Origin of the sequence: Vibrio sp. 10N.261.55.F4 (assembly GCF_041470465.1) — a bacterium.
Classification (GTDB): domain Bacteria; phylum Pseudomonadota; class Gammaproteobacteria; order Enterobacterales; family Vibrionaceae; genus Vibrio; species Vibrio crassostreae_C.
Map to the genome: position 1 here is coordinate 1 of NZ_JBFRMM010000019.1, position 14,585 is coordinate 14,585.

Below are 14,585 nucleotides of genomic sequence, written 5' to 3' on the forward strand. Positions count from 1 at the left end.
ATCCAATTAGGAAACAAAGCGACGGGAGTGTTTAAATTCACTGCAAAACACATATTTTGTCAGTTTTATTTAAACTATAACCTATCTTGTAAATGGTATTGATTTCTATCCATCCACCGAGCCTAAGAAGCTTCTTTCTTAAAGACATGATCACCATATTCAATGCATTGTCACAGACGAATGAATTGGGCCATCCCATTTTTAGTAGATGGTGTTTGGTTAAATGCTCCCCTTGATGAGTGAGTAACTCTTTTAGAACTAAAAATTCACTGAGTGTGAGCTGGATGGGTTTTATCGTTGGGTGGTCGGCTAGCGAAATTCTTAGCGACCCTTTATGTAAGATTAAGTGCATAAACAAACAGCCAGTTTAATTATCATACCCGTATTATTTATTTGCTGCGATTACATGCAAGGTCAGGTTGAATATTAATCTGGCTATTATGCCTACTTAATGGGTTTTCCTTTCATATTACACATCAAACGAAACCATTTTATTTGCTGTTTTTGTATTAGTTATTTCAGTTTGTTTAAGTTCAACCTTACAACGTTCGCTTTGTGAGTTGAACGCGACTTGATTGCTAATAGGGTTTGAAGCGCAGTCAGAAGTCGGTACTTTCCCTGTCCAACGCACAGTGACATTTGCGGCCGCCGACTGAAAAGAGATAAGAGTTGCTAATACTGCTGTTGAAATAAAGATTAATGAACGCATATTTAGGCACCTTTTATTAGTGTTGTGTTGATATGCCTAGTTTGGTAGCGATAGGGCAGGTTGTAAAATAAATAGTTATAAATTCAGTTGCATTAAAACTTGAATGGTAATTTGTAGCAGAGGGAATAGTAGGAAACCAAAATAAAGGCTGGCAGTGAAAATTAAAACGGAGTGGGCGATCAAATGAAAGGGGAGGCTAATTTAAAGACGTTAAACTTGAGTGAAATCACTTAAGGACAGCGGGTTAGCCTAATGAGCCGTAGCTAGGAATAGCCACGGCATCAAATTGACCGCATTTGGATTTAACAAGAATCTAAGCTTCGTTAAAACAATATAGGCTAACAATAACTTTGAGCTTGGGTGCGCAATGCATTTTTTAGGTTCGTCGGCAGTTGTGAACGGTGTATACCCTGGATTGCACCCTCTAACGACCAAACTAACTCGATGGTTGGTTTATGGTGGGTATGCTGTTGGATAGCCTCTACAGCACCAATCGTGCCCAGGTTTTTGAGTTTCTCAATGGAGTTTATACCCGCTTTCTCAAGAAGTTGCTCAGTTGAGAATCGCATGTTGGGTAAGTCTTTGAGCCTTTCGGGAGCAGAAATATAACTGCTTCGTGATCTCTTTATTTGCTCTAGTGCGATTTCTGCTTCACATAGAGTCAAAGAATACTTGCTCCAAGGGTTTGCTGGCAACTTGTAATAATCCGCATTCTGACTTACTCCAAGTACGCTCGCATTCACCTTGGGGTAGCCCTTGTTAATAAAGTAGCCTTTTTGTGCCGGTGTTCCTCTGAGGTACAGCTCCCCACTTTTATGTAGAACGAGCAAAACGTGATCTACATAGAAGGCCGTTACGCCAAATATTTGTTTTATAGACACTCGACCTAATTGTTCCAAGCGTCTAAAAGTATGTCTGAAAAGTTGAGCCATTATTTTCACTCGATAATCATAAAAAGTGTGATCTATTGTCCAAATGTAGCCAGCAGTGAATATGGCATAAGCCAAGTTAAAAAACAGACAATGCCATTGGGCATTCCGGTTATTTAAATTCTCGATCTGCCATATCAGTTTTGTAACAGACGGTCAAAATTAAGGGGGGTCACGAAGGCGGGAGAAATTGGTATGTATAGCATCGACACAAATGTATTTTTAATGGCGACGGGTTGTAACTTTCAATCGGATATTGGCGTTCGATTTCGTCAGATTGCTATTAGAAGTTTGCACAAGGTTAATGATGATATTCTTCAAGGAGGTGAGTCCAATCGAGCGCTCGCCCATAAAGTGAAAGGCATTGCGTTATCTTGCGGGGCTACAGAGGTTGCAAGAATTTGTCTTAAATTGGAGCACTACGACGCGGTAATCAATGAAAGTGCCGGAAAAAAGATTTTGATGGATGTGTCTAACGCCATGATTCAACTTTTTGACGCTTAAGTTGGAGGATATGAACGTGTCTTTTAAAAATAAAATCATTTTCACCAACGCAACAATACTGGTTCTATTTGTGGTGTTGCTTACGTACTCCGCTATCGAAATCGTTCAGGTTTCTTCACAAAACCAATTTGAAGAGATAAAGGAGAGCATTACGGGAAATAACAAAAAGCTTCTACTTACCTTTGTGAAAGCTCAAAGTGTAACCCTTGATAAAGAGGTCGAGCTGATCACTGAGGAAGTGCAGCATGTAGCGATTGATTTTGCTCATGATTTTGTTAATGAATCGAAAAACGAGGCACTTCGTAATAAACAACTGGCTTATATCAACACAGAGCGTAAGCCTTTTATCAAAAAGGTGCTTTTTATTGACACTGAACGCAACCAAGAAGTCTCTATCACCGAAAATGGTATTGTAAGCCGCTCTATTTCTGTCGATTTTAGTCGCATGATCCACTACAAGAATTTCTATATAGGGAAAGAAGTTAAAGTGGGGCACGTCACTAAGTTTGCCATTTATATCCGTCCAGAGCACTGGGATAACGCGTTACTCAAATTTGATTTAGATTTAGAGTATTTTTCTCGTTCACTGACTTTTGAAAATATGATCGATGAATTCCAATACCGTTATTTCTTAGTAGACGACAGCGGCAAGCTTATCGCGTCGAATCTACAACAGAATGTCGACCAATTGATGTCTGAAAGTGTTTTTGATGAACAAATTCAAAAGAGTGTCGGAAGCCATATCATGTCACATTACTTGGGTAGTTTTGTGGTAAGTGGCGAAAAAGGTGTTTTCAATGTCACTTTTGTTCAGAACCGTCAAACCGGTTGGAGGTTGATTTTAGTCACGCCAGAGCATGTGATTCGTTCCAGTTATGCGACCACCAAAGAGCTGGTTTTATCTGGTGATAACTCGTTGATCAAACGCCTGTTCTTTGCTTATATCCTTTTGCTTGGTCTGTTTTTAGCTATTAACTCAATCGCGGTGAATAAGATGCTGATACCTATTTCTAAATTGATCGCACAAGCTAAATATCTAAAGCAGCGTGATTTTAATAAATCCAGACATACTGTTTATAGTAATGGAGACGAAATTGAACAGCTTTCAAAGGCTTATTCTGAGGCTGGGATCCAGATTCAAAATTTGATTGAAGGGCTTGAATATGAAGTTGAAGAGCGAACGAAGCTGTACGAGATAGCAGCGCAAGAGGCGAGTGAGGCCAATAAACAGAAATCGGTGCTGCTTTCAAATGTGTCCCATGAGGTTCGCACGCCACTGAACGCGATTATTGGTTATACACATATGCTAAGCCATAGCAAAAACTTTGACGAATATCGCCATCAGCTGAACGGTATTTCGAGTGCGAGCAATACTATTTTAGGCATTGTGAATGACCTATTGGATTTTGAAAGAGTAAAAGCAGCAAGCTATTCATTAAACCCTAAATGCCTGTCAGTAATGAGTTTGATGCGCGAAATTGAAAATACGTTTTTTCCGCTTAGCGAGTCTAAACAATTGTCGCTTGATATTATATGCAATGTCGATGCTTCGACAACATTGATGATTGATGAGCTTCGTATTAAGCAAGCAATCAATAATATAGTTTCGAACGCATTGAAGTTTACAAACAAGGGAGGGGTGACAATAGAAGTTTCAACCGACGATAGAGCATTCAATATCTCCGTAAGCGATACTGGAGTCGGTATTCCCCAAGATAAATTGGATGCGGTGTTTAACGGCTTTGAACAGGTTAATCAAGAAGACCAACAGTTTGGTTTTGGCTTGGGCTTGGCGATAACTAAAACCATCGTAGAGTTAATGAAGGGTTCGTTGCGTGTTGAGAGTGTGCTCGGCACCGGTAGTACTTTTGTTATCTCACTCCCAGCTCAAGAAATTATGAATGTTCTTGAGTGTTCTAACGGTGTTGCTGAACAGGTATATAACGTTAGAGAGCGCTTAGACTGCACAAGTAAAAAAGCCTTGATCGTTGATGATGTTGAGTTCAACCGAGAAATTCTAGAGTTCCACTTAAACGAGCTAGGTTGTGAATGCATGACCGCGAATGATGGTTTGGAGGCTTTAGCACTCGCTTCTGAACATGACTTTGATGTTGTACTGACGGATATTTCAATGCCGGTTATGGATGGCATTGAGCTTGCTTCTGAGTTGGGAAAGCGTAAGCCATCGTTACCTATAATTGCCGTTACGGCACGAGCTACCATTCAAGAAGAGGCTCGAATGGACCAATACTTTTCGTGTTATCTAACCAAACCGCTCAACCCGAGCGATCTAAAGCTAAAGCTTCATTGCGCTTTATCAGGTGGTACTTGCTAACTTAGTTAAATACTCCTACCTATAACCTGAGGGTAAGCCATCTTCGGATCTTCATGTATTATTTTCATCTGTTTTTCTGAGAGTTATGGGCATTGTCATCAAGATAATGCCCAAACTGTTATGAAAATAACTATCATCCAATAAGTGTTGAGAGTAGCTGGGCATTTTCAAATTATTCAATCACAGCTTGCCCTTAGCTTTTGTTCGTATTTAATTAAAAATAAGCTAAATCACAATAACGAATAAGAAAATAAAGCTATGTTTGGAAATATTATACGTACGTTTCGTGTTAATAATGGTTTGTCTCAAACTAATTTTGTTGATGCGATTCAAAGAAGTAACTCTAACTTTAACAACCTGGACGTTGTGACACTAAGCCGTTGGGAAAGAGGAGTAACAACTCCCCACTTAAAACGTCAAAACGAGTTACTGGACCTTATTGGAGTCAACATATTTGATGTTTGGGAGGCAAACGACTCACAAACAGTTCTCACAGGGTTAACGAATAAATTTAATAATAACGGTTATATTGATATGAACATGCACGTCCAAACAGAAGTTACGGTGATTAACTCAAATAATTCATTCCTTCTTGGGAAGATTACCAAGTTAATTGATGTCATCTTTGAATATGAGGATAACGTTATGCTCAGTAATTTAGAAGATTTAGATCTGAGTAGAAAGGTAATTATTGAAAAAATAATAAATCAATATTCTGGAGAGTTAACGCTCGTCACGGTTAATGGGCAATTAATCGGACACTTATTAAGTGCTAACTATAATCTTGCAGCAGATTTTTTGGAGCAAGTCTTAGTATCTAAAGAAGATAGAGCACATTTAGTTGTTACTTTTAACTGCACTCATTATTCGTCATTTACAGACACAATGGGCAGAGAGGCGTACAAGTATCTACAAAGCTTAAATCCAGATAAAGAGCTTTATATACTACTGAAAAGCAAAAGGATTTTTGATCTGTTTTTTTCATTGGGCTGCGAGTATCGAAGTGTAAGAAGTAACGATAGATCAATGAAGGTCATGAACTTGGATTCAAAGAAAATGAAATCACAACGCACTTGGATGGATATTATTGCAAACTATAAAGGTGAAGAGAATGAATAACACAGTATTGATTGTTGACGATGTTGAACTATCGAGAGAGGTCATTAAAAATGCGGTCTCTTTATCTAATAAAAAAACATCTGTACAGTTTGCAGAAAATGCGTTCGATGCAATGAGCAAAATGCAAAACGCATCATTTGATTTGGTGATTATGGACATCATGATGCCCAATGGCGATGGATTTGAACTCTTGAGTATGATGTCGCAACAAAATGTTGAGTCTAAAATAATCATTATTTCAGGTTTGGATAAATCCATTGTTAGCTCGGTGAGTATGCTTGGAAAGCTCTATGAGTTAAATGTTGTCGCTTCACTAGAAAAGCCTATTTGGGCTAACCAAATAAGTGAGTTGGTTGATAAAGCACTTGAAGTTGAAACCATAACCAAAAGCGAGCTTGGCTTTGGTAACCGTGCAACAATCATCGATGACGATTTTCCCATCAATCTGGTTTATCAGCCGCAAGTTGTTTCGGATATAAATGTTATTTCGGGGTTTGAAGTGTTGTCACGATGGTCTGATGAAAACGGGACCTTACTTCCACCGAGCTATTTTTTGCCAGTAATTGAAGAGCTAGGAAAGCAAAAGGTTTTTACCAATATCGTGATAAATAAATTCATTCAGGACTATCATCTCCACTTCAGTGAACTTGATAAATCGTTGAGGTTCTCAATTAATATCGATCCTAATTTACTGACTGATGAATCTGTTGTCGATAATCTACTCGAGATCTATAAGCAAGGTATTGAGCATACTATCGTTGTAGAGCTGACTGAAAAGGGGCTTTCAGGCAATATTGAAAAAGAATTGTTGGCAAATATTTTACGGCTAAGGTTGAATGGTTTTGAGATCTCTATAGATGACTTTGGGATGGAAGCATCGAATATTGAACGTATTGTCAAACTGCCTATTAGTGAGATAAAAATAGATAAAACCATTACATGGGGACTTTGCCATAACATTGATTACATGCAAAAAATCGATGAAGTTAAGAAGCTCGTTTCGGTAAAAAACGCACGTATTATCTATGAGGGTGTTGAAAATAAAGACACCTGTGCATTTCTGGAAGCTCTAGGCGGCTTTAACCAACAAGGTTTTCTTCATGGGGTTCCATCACTACCTGAAATTGTAGTTGAGATGCTCGCAGAGCAAAAGGAGCTAGATTACGTCGCTTCTGAATATACTTCTAATCATTAACAACGTATTAGGGTAACGAGCCAAAGCCAACTCAATGGGCTTTGGCTCTTTTTATTACTTACCACACACCGAACAATTAGGCATCTTTATTAAATTCATTTCACGCCAGCTGTGAGACATGGCATCGAGAATCAAAAGTTTGCCTTGCTTTGGTTGTCCAAACTTGGCAATAACCTTGATAGCTTCCAAAGCCTGAGCCGCGCCTACCATGCCAACAACAGGTGCCATCACACCGGCTTCAACACAGCTTAGAGCAGCGTTGCCAAATAGAGCGCTTAAACACTGGTAACAGGGTGCGTCAGCATCTTGATAAGTGAAGACACTAATCTGACCTTCCATGCGAATCGCAGCGCCCGATACAAGTGGCGTTTTTGAGGCGTAACACAAACGGTTAAGTTGATTGCGCGTTTCAACGTTGTCGCTGGCATCAAGTACTAACGAATGCGCTTCAATGAGCTTTGCTAGTGCCTCGTCATCAAGTCTGTGGTCGACCGTTTCAACTCTAAGGTGTGGGTTTAACACCTGTAATGATTCAGCGGCTGAAACGACTTTCTTCTTACCAATATCAGCATCGGTGTGAAGCACTTGTCGTTGCAAGTTTGAAAGCTCGACAACATCGTCGTCGATCAGCATTAGCTTACCAATACCCGCAGTCGCAAGGTATTGAGCAGAGGCACAGCCTAAACCACCCGCACCTAACACCAAAATCGAGCTCTGTTTCAGCGCTTCTTGACCCTCAAAATCAAACTGCTTGAGAATGATCTGGCGGTTATAGCGAAGCATCTCTGCGTCAGACAGTATTTCCATCAGCAAGCCTCGTTAGTAAAGCGTGGAGTTAAACAGTTGAATCTGAACCGTTTCACCGACTTCAACACGGCCACGTTCGCGCTCTAGTACCACAAAGCAGTTTGCTAAGCTCATTGAGCGGAAAGCGCCAGAGCTTTGGTTACCTGTTGTTTCTACTACAAACTTACCGTTTTCAATCGAGTAAATACCACGTTGATAATCAGTACGGCCTGGGCCTTTTTTGAATGCAGATTTAGTGATCGCAGGAATCGATTCTGGTGCTGTCCACGCAGTGTGACCGGCAAGTTTAGCCAGCATAGGTTGAACTAACACGTACATGGTCATCATTGCAGACACTGGGTTACCCGGTAGGCCACAGAACCAAGCGTTGTCTAGCTCACCAAATGCGAATGGTTTACCTGGTTTGATTGCTAGTTTCCAAAAGCCGATTTCGCCAAGCTCTTCAAGAATGTCTTTGGTGTAATCAGCTTCGCCGACACTTACGCCACCAGAGGTGACAACTACGTCTGCCAGTTCTTGTGCTTTTACAAAGGTTTCTTTAAGCGTTGCAGGGCAATCAGGAATAATACCTAGGTCAATCGCTTCACAACCAAACGCTTCAATCAGCGGTTTAATGCCGTAGCGGTTGCTGTCGTAGATCTGACCGTCTTCAAGCGGTTGGCCTAATGGCTTGAGCTCATCGCCAGTAGAGAAGAAAGCGACTTTAGGCTTGTGTACCACAGTTACATGGCTCACACCGAGCGAAGCAATCATTGGAATGTCACGAGGTGTTAAACGTTCGCCACGGCTAAGAACGATATCGCCTTGTTTGATGTCGTCACCAGTAGGGCGAATGTTATTGTTTAGCTTGATGTCGTCTTGTTGAATCTCAATGCCAGCGTCAGTTTCAGCCGTGTTTTCTTGCATGATTACGGCGTCACAACCTTCCGGGATCTTTGCGCCAGTCATAATGCGAATACAGGTGTTTGCAGGCCATTCACCTTCAAATGGTTGACCTGCAAAGGACTTGCCCGCTAAAGGCAGCACTTTACCGTTCTCTAGGTCTGCTAAGCGCAGTGCATAGCCGTCCATTGCTGAGTTATTAAAAGGAGGTACGAAAATAGGGGATAGAATATCTTCAGCAAGTACGTAACCCAATGCTTCTGCCAATGGCAGTGATAAGGTCGTTCGAATAGGTTGAATTGGCGATAGCAGCTTATCTAGTGCTTCTTCAATTGGCATCAAGCCCGGAGCGTCGCAACAGCCCATAATTGAAATCCTTTGATCGTTATTATTTTGATTTGGCGGTTGGCAATAGGGATTCAATAGTTATCAAATCATGATGGTTCGCCAACGAAATTCTAGCCACTCTAGCACAGTTTAAGCCCCGTAAATAATGACCTCCCTTAAAATATGGGTGTATTTATTCAAAATTCCGAGTATCCTTGTTTGCCATCCAGAAGGGGTAATAAAAGAGGAAGTTCAATGTCAGGTCTTAGCGAATCAGCGAAGTTGGTTAAAGATGCGCTAGCAAGCCGTGGTTTAGAGACACCAATGAGTCCAAACCAGGTTAGCCGAGAAGAGAAAAAGGAACGAATCGAACACCATATGCGTGAGATTCTCACTCTCCTTGAACTTGATCTTACGGACGATAGTCTGGAAGAAACACCGCAACGTATTGCTAAAATGTACGTGGATGAAATTTTCTCTGGTTTGGATTACGCCAATTTCCCTAAAATTACGGTAATCGAAAACAAGATGGGCGTTCGTGAGATGGTACGAGTAAAAGACATTACCGTGACCAGTACTTGTGAGCACCACTTAGTGACGATTGATGGTAAGACTGCGGTCGCTTATATCCCGCGTGGAAAAATCATTGGTCTTTCAAAGATTAACCGTATTGTTCGATTCTTTGCTCAGCGCCCACAAGTTCAAGAGCGTATGACGCAGCAGATCCTTGTTGCACTGCAAACGCTACTCGAAACTGATGACGTTGCTGTCACCATGGATGCGGTTCACTACTGCGTGAAATCTCGCGGTGTAATGGATGCAACCAGCGAAACGACAACAACAGCTCTAGGCGGTATCTTCAGATCAAACCCAGCAACGCGCCACGAGTTCTTACACGGCCTGCGTTGATTCACTGCATTATTAGATGAATTCAATTTAGCCTCTGTAAATTGATGTTCATTGAAATATATTCTAAGCCTCGCTTTATGCGGGGCTTTTTTACGCCTGTAATGAAGTCAACTGTAATGGCTGAGAATGCTGTTATTCCCTAAAGTGAAGAATGAACGTAATAGGGAATCTGTTGCGGCCAAGCAGAAAAAGCACGCTCTATATCTTAACGTTTGTTGAAAGCATATAGAGCGTAACTAGAATCAGTCGCTGGTGGAGTGCTTAAGAAAGGTTAAACAAACGCTTTAAGTGGTGAACAATACCGGATGGCTTGTTCTCGGCTTGATAGATGCTCAAACCATCGTAAAAACTCGCCATGAACTCTACGCGAATCTCATCATCACTGCTTCTCGATATACGAGACAGTAGCGTAGCGGCTACAGCTGCGTGATCATTGGCTAGGCTGTAATCCATTCCTAGTCGTCCTTGAATGAACAACCACAAATGCGTGACTAGTTTTAACTGTTGAGCGTTAGAGTTTTGAAACTTGTCGCTGTGCTCAGTTCCCACTGTATTATCGAATACATTTTGCATCGCCTCATTCGCTTCTTTATTGCTTTCAAAGCGATAGCTTGCATCGATATGTTCCTTGGTTAGCAAGCCAAGCAACGTCTGACGTGCAGAGTTCTCCGGCTTGTTCTCGCAAGCGTGTTTAAACAAAGCGTGGTTTTCATCAATAAATGACGACAGCTCTTTCTCGTAGCCTGTCGAGAGCGCTTTGACTGAACCTAAACCTGCTTCTTTTAAACACTGGTGAAGCTTGGTTCTAGCTTGTTGTTTAGCTTTGATTTCTTGCTGCGCGTCGGCTTGTTGCTTGGCTTCTTCTAGCTGGCTAGCTGCTGTTTGCGAATTATTCGGGGTTGGACGCTCAGTCATTACTCTGTAGCTCTTCCCACGTTACTTCTGCCGATTGAGTATCGCTGTTAATGAAAGCAGAGTTACCCGTCAGCATGACTGAAAGATCCATCGTACGTTGTGTCATCGCCGCTAGCTGCTCAATACCATCGTTGTCTAGACGAACGATCTGAGCTTTTAGGTAGCCGAATTTACCTTTGTTCTGCTCCCACCAAACGTTTGATTTAGTGTTGAAGCTGAATACGCGTACTGATTTAGATAGGCGAGTTGCCTTCTTAACACGCTCTGGATCGGGTTCGCCCACATCGACCCATTCTAGGATTTGATCGTCTAACGACTTCTGCCATAAATCGGGTTCTTCAATGCTAGACAATCCTTTAGTGAACTCAAGTTCAGGAGATGCATTGATACAGAAAGCCATGATTCTCGCCATCATTCGCTGTTCTGTTTCAGAAGGGTGTTGTGCAACCGTTAGATTGAAAGAGTCGTAATAGTCGCGATTCATATCGGTTAAAGAGATACGAAACTTGTAGATTGTCGGTTTAAGAGCCATTGAGAGGGTGTCTTAGGTAGAAATAGTGAAGGGGAATATTACCTTAAATCTCTGAATAGCGGGTAAAAAAATAGCCAGCAGAGGCTGGCTATTTTTAGAAAGCTTTAAAATACTAAATTAAAGTACTTTGATGCTGTCAGCTTGTGGGCCTTTTTGACCTTGAGATACTACGAACTCAACTTTTTGGCCTTCAGCAAGAGTTTTGAAACCGTCGCCAGTGATAGCAGAGAAGTGTGCGAATACGTCTGGGCCGTTTTCTTGTTGAATGAAGCCGAAGCCTTTAGTTTCGTTGAACCATTTTACTGTACCAGTAACTGTGTTAGACATGATGATATCCTAAAATTAAATTTTTATTTTGAGCCAATTGTGGCACTGATAGCGCGGAAAAGTTTATTGCTATTGCGTACAACACAACGGGGTTACTAGTAATCCAACGAAATGTTTATATACAAAGAACTTTCTTTCTAGCCGGGAACGAGTCTAAATCAAATCAGGGGATAGTCAATCGAATACATAGGGAAAGGTTGCAGAAACTTGGGGGTAGTCAAACTTTGCATTCCTTAAATATCATGGAGTTACAGTTGTATGGTGATTTGTTGTAGTTTTTGTGAAAAAGGTGGTCGAAATTGATGACGAATTTGGAGTAAATGCACTGTTTTAGCGCATTCATTTTCGCAAATTTAAAGCCGCTAACTGGGCGTTGAGCCCACTTTTAACGGCTTATATTTATAAATGTCGTTGTAAGGTAAGTGCCTTTACTTGAACGAGGTCTCGGCTACTTTTTCAAGCGGTACAGGTTGCCATTATCAGTGCTGAAGAAGATGTCTCCGTTTGGTGAAGTTTCGATGTCTCTTATCCTTTCGCCCAAGTCCTCTAAAATGCGTTCTTCCTCGATTGCCTCACCTTGTTCATTGACTGTCACAATATTGATGTGAGTAAGTTTTAGTGCGCCAGCCAGCAGTTTGCCTTTCAGCTCTGGGTACTTATCGCCTTGGTAAACAATCAAGCTCCCCGGAGCGATTGAAGGAACATAGACTTTTTTTGGCGCTTCAATACCATCTTTGGTTTCCGATTCGCCAACGCTGATAGGGCCCCAATACTCTTTTCCGTGTGAGGTGACAGGCCACCCATAGTTGGCACCCGCTTTTATTAGGTTAATTTCATCACCACCGCGAGGGCCGTGTTCAATCGACCAAAGCTTTTGAGTCGGGAAATCGTAATACAGACCTTGTGGATTACGATGGCCAAAGCTCCAAATTTCATTGAGCACTTTGTTGTTATCCGTGAATGGGTTATCGCTTGGTGTGCTTCCATCGGCATTCAGTCGTAATATTGATCCGGCGTGAGTCATGGTGTCTTGGCCGTTGTCTCGATCACCACGGTCGCCGATTGAAAAATACAGGTGGCTATCATCAAAGGTGATACGGCTACCAAAGTGACGTCCGGTGTCCGTTCTAGATTTAGATACAAACACATCTGTCCAATTGGTGACTTCATTATTGCTGTAATTAGCAGAAGCCAGTGTCGTTACGCCTTCACTATCGACGTCTTTACTGTAAGTGACGTAGAACTTTCCGTTTTCAAAAGGGGAGAGTGCGATATCCAATAATCCACCTTGGCCTTTCGCCCATACATTGGGCAGCCTGAACAGTGTGTTTTGATCGCCTGTTTTTAAATCGACATGTTTAATGACGCCTGATTTTTCTGTGACTAACATGGACTTATCGTTGACATAAGCCAGCCCCCAAGGGATCACGAGTCCGTCGGTGATCTTCTCTGCCTGCCAAGCAAAGGCTGACGTTACAGGACCTGAGGCAAGCAGCGCCAAAGCACATGAAAAAATACGGTGATGAGTGTTCATTGAAGTCCCTTGATTATGAGCATCTAGTGTTAGTCTAGCGCTTGTGGCCGATAGGCGGAAAGCCGAGGTTGCTGAAAAGTGACTATTCACATATTTAGTTGAACGCCTATTGTATGATTATACAAGCTCACGTATGTTTACTCTGCCTTTCTCTATTTGATCCTGTCGGAGCATTATGAACAACTCACCAGCAGCATTTTCGCTATTTTCTCAGTTTTTATGTTGTGAGTTAGATACGCACGATTTTTCTTCGAACGGACCTATTAAACGATGAGTCGTGGATTTGATTTTAAATCGATCTTACTTGCGTGCTTGGTCATCAGTATCGGTCAGCTCAGTATGGGACTGGTGTTTCCATCACTACCTTGGATCGCCAAAGACTTCGATGTATCACTAGAGCAAGCCCAGCTATTGGTAAGCGTGTACCTATTAGGTTTTGGGCCTTCCCAGTTTATTTATGGCCCTATTTCCGATGCTCTTGGGCGCAAGAAAGTGCTGCTGAGCGGATTATTAATCGCCATGCTGGGACTATTGATGATCATTTTCTTCAGCCACTCGTTTACCAATATGGTGATGGGGCGATTTCTACAAGGCCTAGGAACCGGCTGTTGCGCTGTACTTGCTCGTGCCTCGACGCGCGATAGATTCAACGGCGCAGACTTGCCTTGGGCTATGTCTTATATTGCGATGGTTGCCTCTATAACACCTTTGATCGCGCCTGTTATCGGTGGGTTTATTAACTTCCACTTTGGCTGGAGTATGGTGTTTATCTCACTACTTGGCTATGTCTCATTGGCTTGGGTGGTATTGGCGTTCAAGTTTAAGGAAACCGTCACTAAGGTTTCGGCTATCCCTTCACCGAAGAAAATGATTTCTCAATACAAAGAGCTACTCACTTCTCGTTATTTTATGAGCTTTGCGAGTATTGGCTGGCTTAACTTTAGCTTGATGATCACCACCGTATCAGTGATGCCATTTATCATGCAAAATCAGATTGGCATGACGTCAGATGAATACGCGATGTGGGCGGTGATTCCTGCATTAGGCATGCTCGGCGGAACAAGCTTATGTAACCGTATTCGCCCTATGCTGGGCAACAAGAAAACTCTGTTATGCACACCTGTATTACATGTGGCTGCGGCGTTGTGGCTTTTCTTTTGTCCACTTGAGCCACTTTATTTAATGCTTGGCCAGTTCTTGATGATTCTTGGCAATGGTATAGCGTTACCTTGTGCTCAGGCGTTGGTGATGTTGCCTTATAAGAAGAACGCTGGCGCGGCTGCTGCGATGTCTGGCGGAGGGCAGATGGTGGTGTCTTCAATGGTGAGCATGGGGCTGGTTCAGTTAGGACTAGGAGAAGCGTGGCATCTATCGCTTGTCATCATGTTGTTCACACTGATTACCCTGTTTAATATTTTACGTGGTTTCAGTAGTCAAGAAGCGAGAGAGTCCCAGCTTAGCTAGTTATTTAATTATTTAGCTAGCTAGTGAGTGAAAAACGAAAAGGCCATTGAAGTTTATGATTTCAATGGCCTTTATTATGCTTAGAGCTTAGAGCTTA

General features: G+C 41.9%; 15 protein-coding genes. 6 read left to right on the forward strand and 9 right to left on the reverse strand.

From position 1 onward, the window contains the following. Positions 1–37: 37 nt before the first annotated feature. From AB4249_RS10035 to AB4249_RS10045, 3 genes are all read right to left on the reverse strand, one after another. Positions 38–352, reverse strand: coding sequence for a helix-turn-helix domain-containing protein (locus AB4249_RS10035; protein ID WP_017061716.1), 315 nt, complete (start codon positions 350–352; stop codon positions 38–40). 117 nt (positions 353–469) lie between these two features. Beyond that, the gene (locus tag AB4249_RS10040) at positions 470–709 is read right to left on the reverse strand and encodes a hypothetical protein (RefSeq protein WP_017061717.1); all 240 of its coding nucleotides are present in this window, start codon (positions 707–709) and stop codon (positions 470–472) included. 338 nt (positions 710–1,047) lie between these two features. Then, the gene (locus AB4249_RS10045; RefSeq protein WP_065583723.1) at positions 1,048–1,641 is read right to left on the reverse strand and encodes a TfoX/Sxy family DNA transformation protein; all 594 of its coding nucleotides are present in this window, start codon (positions 1,639–1,641) and stop codon (positions 1,048–1,050) included. Positions 1,642–1,833: 192 nt separating this feature from the next. On the opposite strand from AB4249_RS10045, the gene AB4249_RS10050 reads away from it, so the two are divergent. The 4 genes from AB4249_RS10050 (at position 1,834) to AB4249_RS10065 (ending at position 6,791) form a co-directional block, all read left to right on the forward strand. After that, complete coding sequence (locus AB4249_RS10050) at positions 1,834–2,142, forward strand: Hpt domain-containing protein (RefSeq protein WP_017061719.1); 309 nt, start codon at positions 1,834–1,836, stop codon at positions 2,140–2,142. Between the two features lie 10 nt (positions 2,143–2,152). Further along, positions 2,153–4,477, forward strand: coding sequence for an ATP-binding protein (locus AB4249_RS10055; protein ID WP_102428215.1), 2,325 nt, complete (start codon positions 2,153–2,155; stop codon positions 4,475–4,477). Positions 4,478–4,735: 258 nt separating this feature from the next. Then, positions 4,736–5,596, forward strand: a complete 861-nt coding sequence (locus AB4249_RS10060) for a helix-turn-helix transcriptional regulator (RefSeq protein WP_102333684.1) — start codon at positions 4,736–4,738, stop codon at positions 5,594–5,596. Next, positions 5,589–6,791 (forward strand): EAL domain-containing protein, encoded by a 1,203-nt coding sequence (locus AB4249_RS10065; protein ID WP_017061722.1) that lies wholly within the window; start codon positions 5,589–5,591, stop codon positions 6,789–6,791. Before AB4249_RS10060 ends, AB4249_RS10065 begins: the two co-directional genes overlap by 8 nt. A gap of 54 nt (positions 6,792–6,845) precedes the next feature. Here AB4249_RS10065 and moeB read toward each other — a convergent pair whose 3' ends face one another. Together moeB and moeA are read right to left on the reverse strand one after the other, a co-directional pair. Further along, positions 6,846–7,598, reverse strand: a complete 753-nt coding sequence (gene moeB, locus AB4249_RS10070) for a molybdopterin-synthase adenylyltransferase MoeB (RefSeq protein ID WP_065583719.1) — start codon at positions 7,596–7,598, stop codon at positions 6,846–6,848. A 12-nt stretch (positions 7,599–7,610) separates the two neighbouring features. Then, the gene (moeA, locus tag AB4249_RS10075; protein WP_372102966.1) at positions 7,611–8,846 is read right to left on the reverse strand and encodes a molybdopterin molybdotransferase MoeA; all 1,236 of its coding nucleotides are present in this window, start codon (positions 8,844–8,846) and stop codon (positions 7,611–7,613) included. Between the two features lie 216 nt (positions 8,847–9,062). On the opposite strand from moeA, the gene folE reads away from it, so the two are divergent. Continuing rightward, positions 9,063–9,716, forward strand: coding sequence for a GTP cyclohydrolase I FolE (gene folE, locus AB4249_RS10080; protein ID WP_017061725.1), 654 nt, complete (start codon positions 9,063–9,065; stop codon positions 9,714–9,716). Positions 9,717–9,977: 261 nt separating this feature from the next. On the opposite strand, the gene AB4249_RS10085 is transcribed toward folE, so the two are convergent. The 4 genes from AB4249_RS10085 to AB4249_RS10100 form a co-directional block, all read right to left on the reverse strand. Then, the gene (locus tag AB4249_RS10085) at positions 9,978–10,631 is read right to left on the reverse strand and encodes a hypothetical protein (RefSeq protein ID WP_240492681.1); all 654 of its coding nucleotides are present in this window, start codon (positions 10,629–10,631) and stop codon (positions 9,978–9,980) included. Then, positions 10,624–11,163: a YaeQ family protein gene (locus tag AB4249_RS10090; RefSeq protein WP_017061727.1), complete on the reverse strand. Its 540-nt coding sequence runs from the start codon at positions 11,161–11,163 to the stop codon at positions 10,624–10,626. The genes AB4249_RS10085 and AB4249_RS10090 overlap by 8 nt, the downstream gene beginning before the upstream one ends. 117 nt (positions 11,164–11,280) lie before the next feature. Beyond that, a complete protein-coding gene (locus AB4249_RS10095) occupies positions 11,281–11,490 on the reverse strand; it encodes a cold-shock protein (protein ID WP_010430417.1) in 210 nt (69 codons plus the stop codon). A 448-nt stretch (positions 11,491–11,938) separates the two neighbouring features. Next, entirely contained in the window at positions 11,939–13,024 is a 1,086-nt protein-coding gene (locus AB4249_RS10100; RefSeq protein ID WP_017070532.1) for a PQQ-dependent sugar dehydrogenase, read from the reverse strand. Between the two features lie 270 nt (positions 13,025–13,294). Here AB4249_RS10100 and AB4249_RS10105 point away from each other — a divergent pair, with 270 nt between their 5' ends. After that, positions 13,295–14,488, forward strand: coding sequence for a multidrug effflux MFS transporter (locus AB4249_RS10105; protein ID WP_372102969.1), 1,194 nt, complete (start codon positions 13,295–13,297; stop codon positions 14,486–14,488). Positions 14,489–14,585 lie beyond the last annotated feature (97 nt).

What these genes read in the sequence shown, in the direction of transcription:
- AB4249_RS10035 (WP_017061716.1), bottom strand. Translation starts at nt 352, where the DNA reads ATGCACTTAATCTTACATAAAGGGTCGCTAAGAATTTCGCTAGCCGAC.
- AB4249_RS10040 (WP_017061717.1), bottom strand. Translation starts at nt 709, where the DNA reads ATGCGTTCATTAATCTTTATTTCAACAGCAGTATTAGCAACTCTTATC.
- AB4249_RS10045 (WP_065583723.1), bottom strand. Translation starts at nt 1,641, where the DNA reads ATGGCTCAACTTTTCAGACATACTTTTAGACGCTTGGAACAATTAGGT.
- AB4249_RS10050 (WP_017061719.1), top strand. Translation starts at nt 1,834, where the DNA reads ATGTATAGCATCGACACAAATGTATTTTTAATGGCGACGGGTTGTAAC.
- AB4249_RS10055 (WP_102428215.1), top strand. Translation starts at nt 2,153, where the DNA reads ATGAACGTGTCTTTTAAAAATAAAATCATTTTCACCAACGCAACAATA.
- AB4249_RS10060 (WP_102333684.1), top strand. Translation starts at nt 4,736, where the DNA reads ATGTTTGGAAATATTATACGTACGTTTCGTGTTAATAATGGTTTGTCT.
- AB4249_RS10065 (WP_017061722.1), top strand. Translation starts at nt 5,589, where the DNA reads ATGAATAACACAGTATTGATTGTTGACGATGTTGAACTATCGAGAGAG.
- moeB (WP_065583719.1), bottom strand. Translation starts at nt 7,598, where the DNA reads ATGGAAATACTGTCTGACGCAGAGATGCTTCGCTATAACCGCCAGATC.
- moeA (WP_372102966.1), bottom strand. Translation starts at nt 8,846, where the DNA reads ATGGGCTGTTGCGACGCTCCGGGCTTGATGCCAATTGAAGAAGCACTA.
- folE (WP_017061725.1), top strand. Translation starts at nt 9,063, where the DNA reads ATGTCAGGTCTTAGCGAATCAGCGAAGTTGGTTAAAGATGCGCTAGCA.
- AB4249_RS10085 (WP_240492681.1), bottom strand. Translation starts at nt 10,631, where the DNA reads ATGACTGAGCGTCCAACCCCGAATAATTCGCAAACAGCAGCTAGCCAG.
- AB4249_RS10090 (WP_017061727.1), bottom strand. Translation starts at nt 11,163, where the DNA reads ATGGCTCTTAAACCGACAATCTACAAGTTTCGTATCTCTTTAACCGAT.
- AB4249_RS10095 (WP_010430417.1), bottom strand. Translation starts at nt 11,490, where the DNA reads ATGTCTAACACAGTTACTGGTACAGTAAAATGGTTCAACGAAACTAAA.
- AB4249_RS10100 (WP_017070532.1), bottom strand. Translation starts at nt 13,024, where the DNA reads ATGAACACTCATCACCGTATTTTTTCATGTGCTTTGGCGCTGCTTGCC.
- AB4249_RS10105 (WP_372102969.1), top strand. Translation starts at nt 13,295, where the DNA reads ATGAGTCGTGGATTTGATTTTAAATCGATCTTACTTGCGTGCTTGGTC.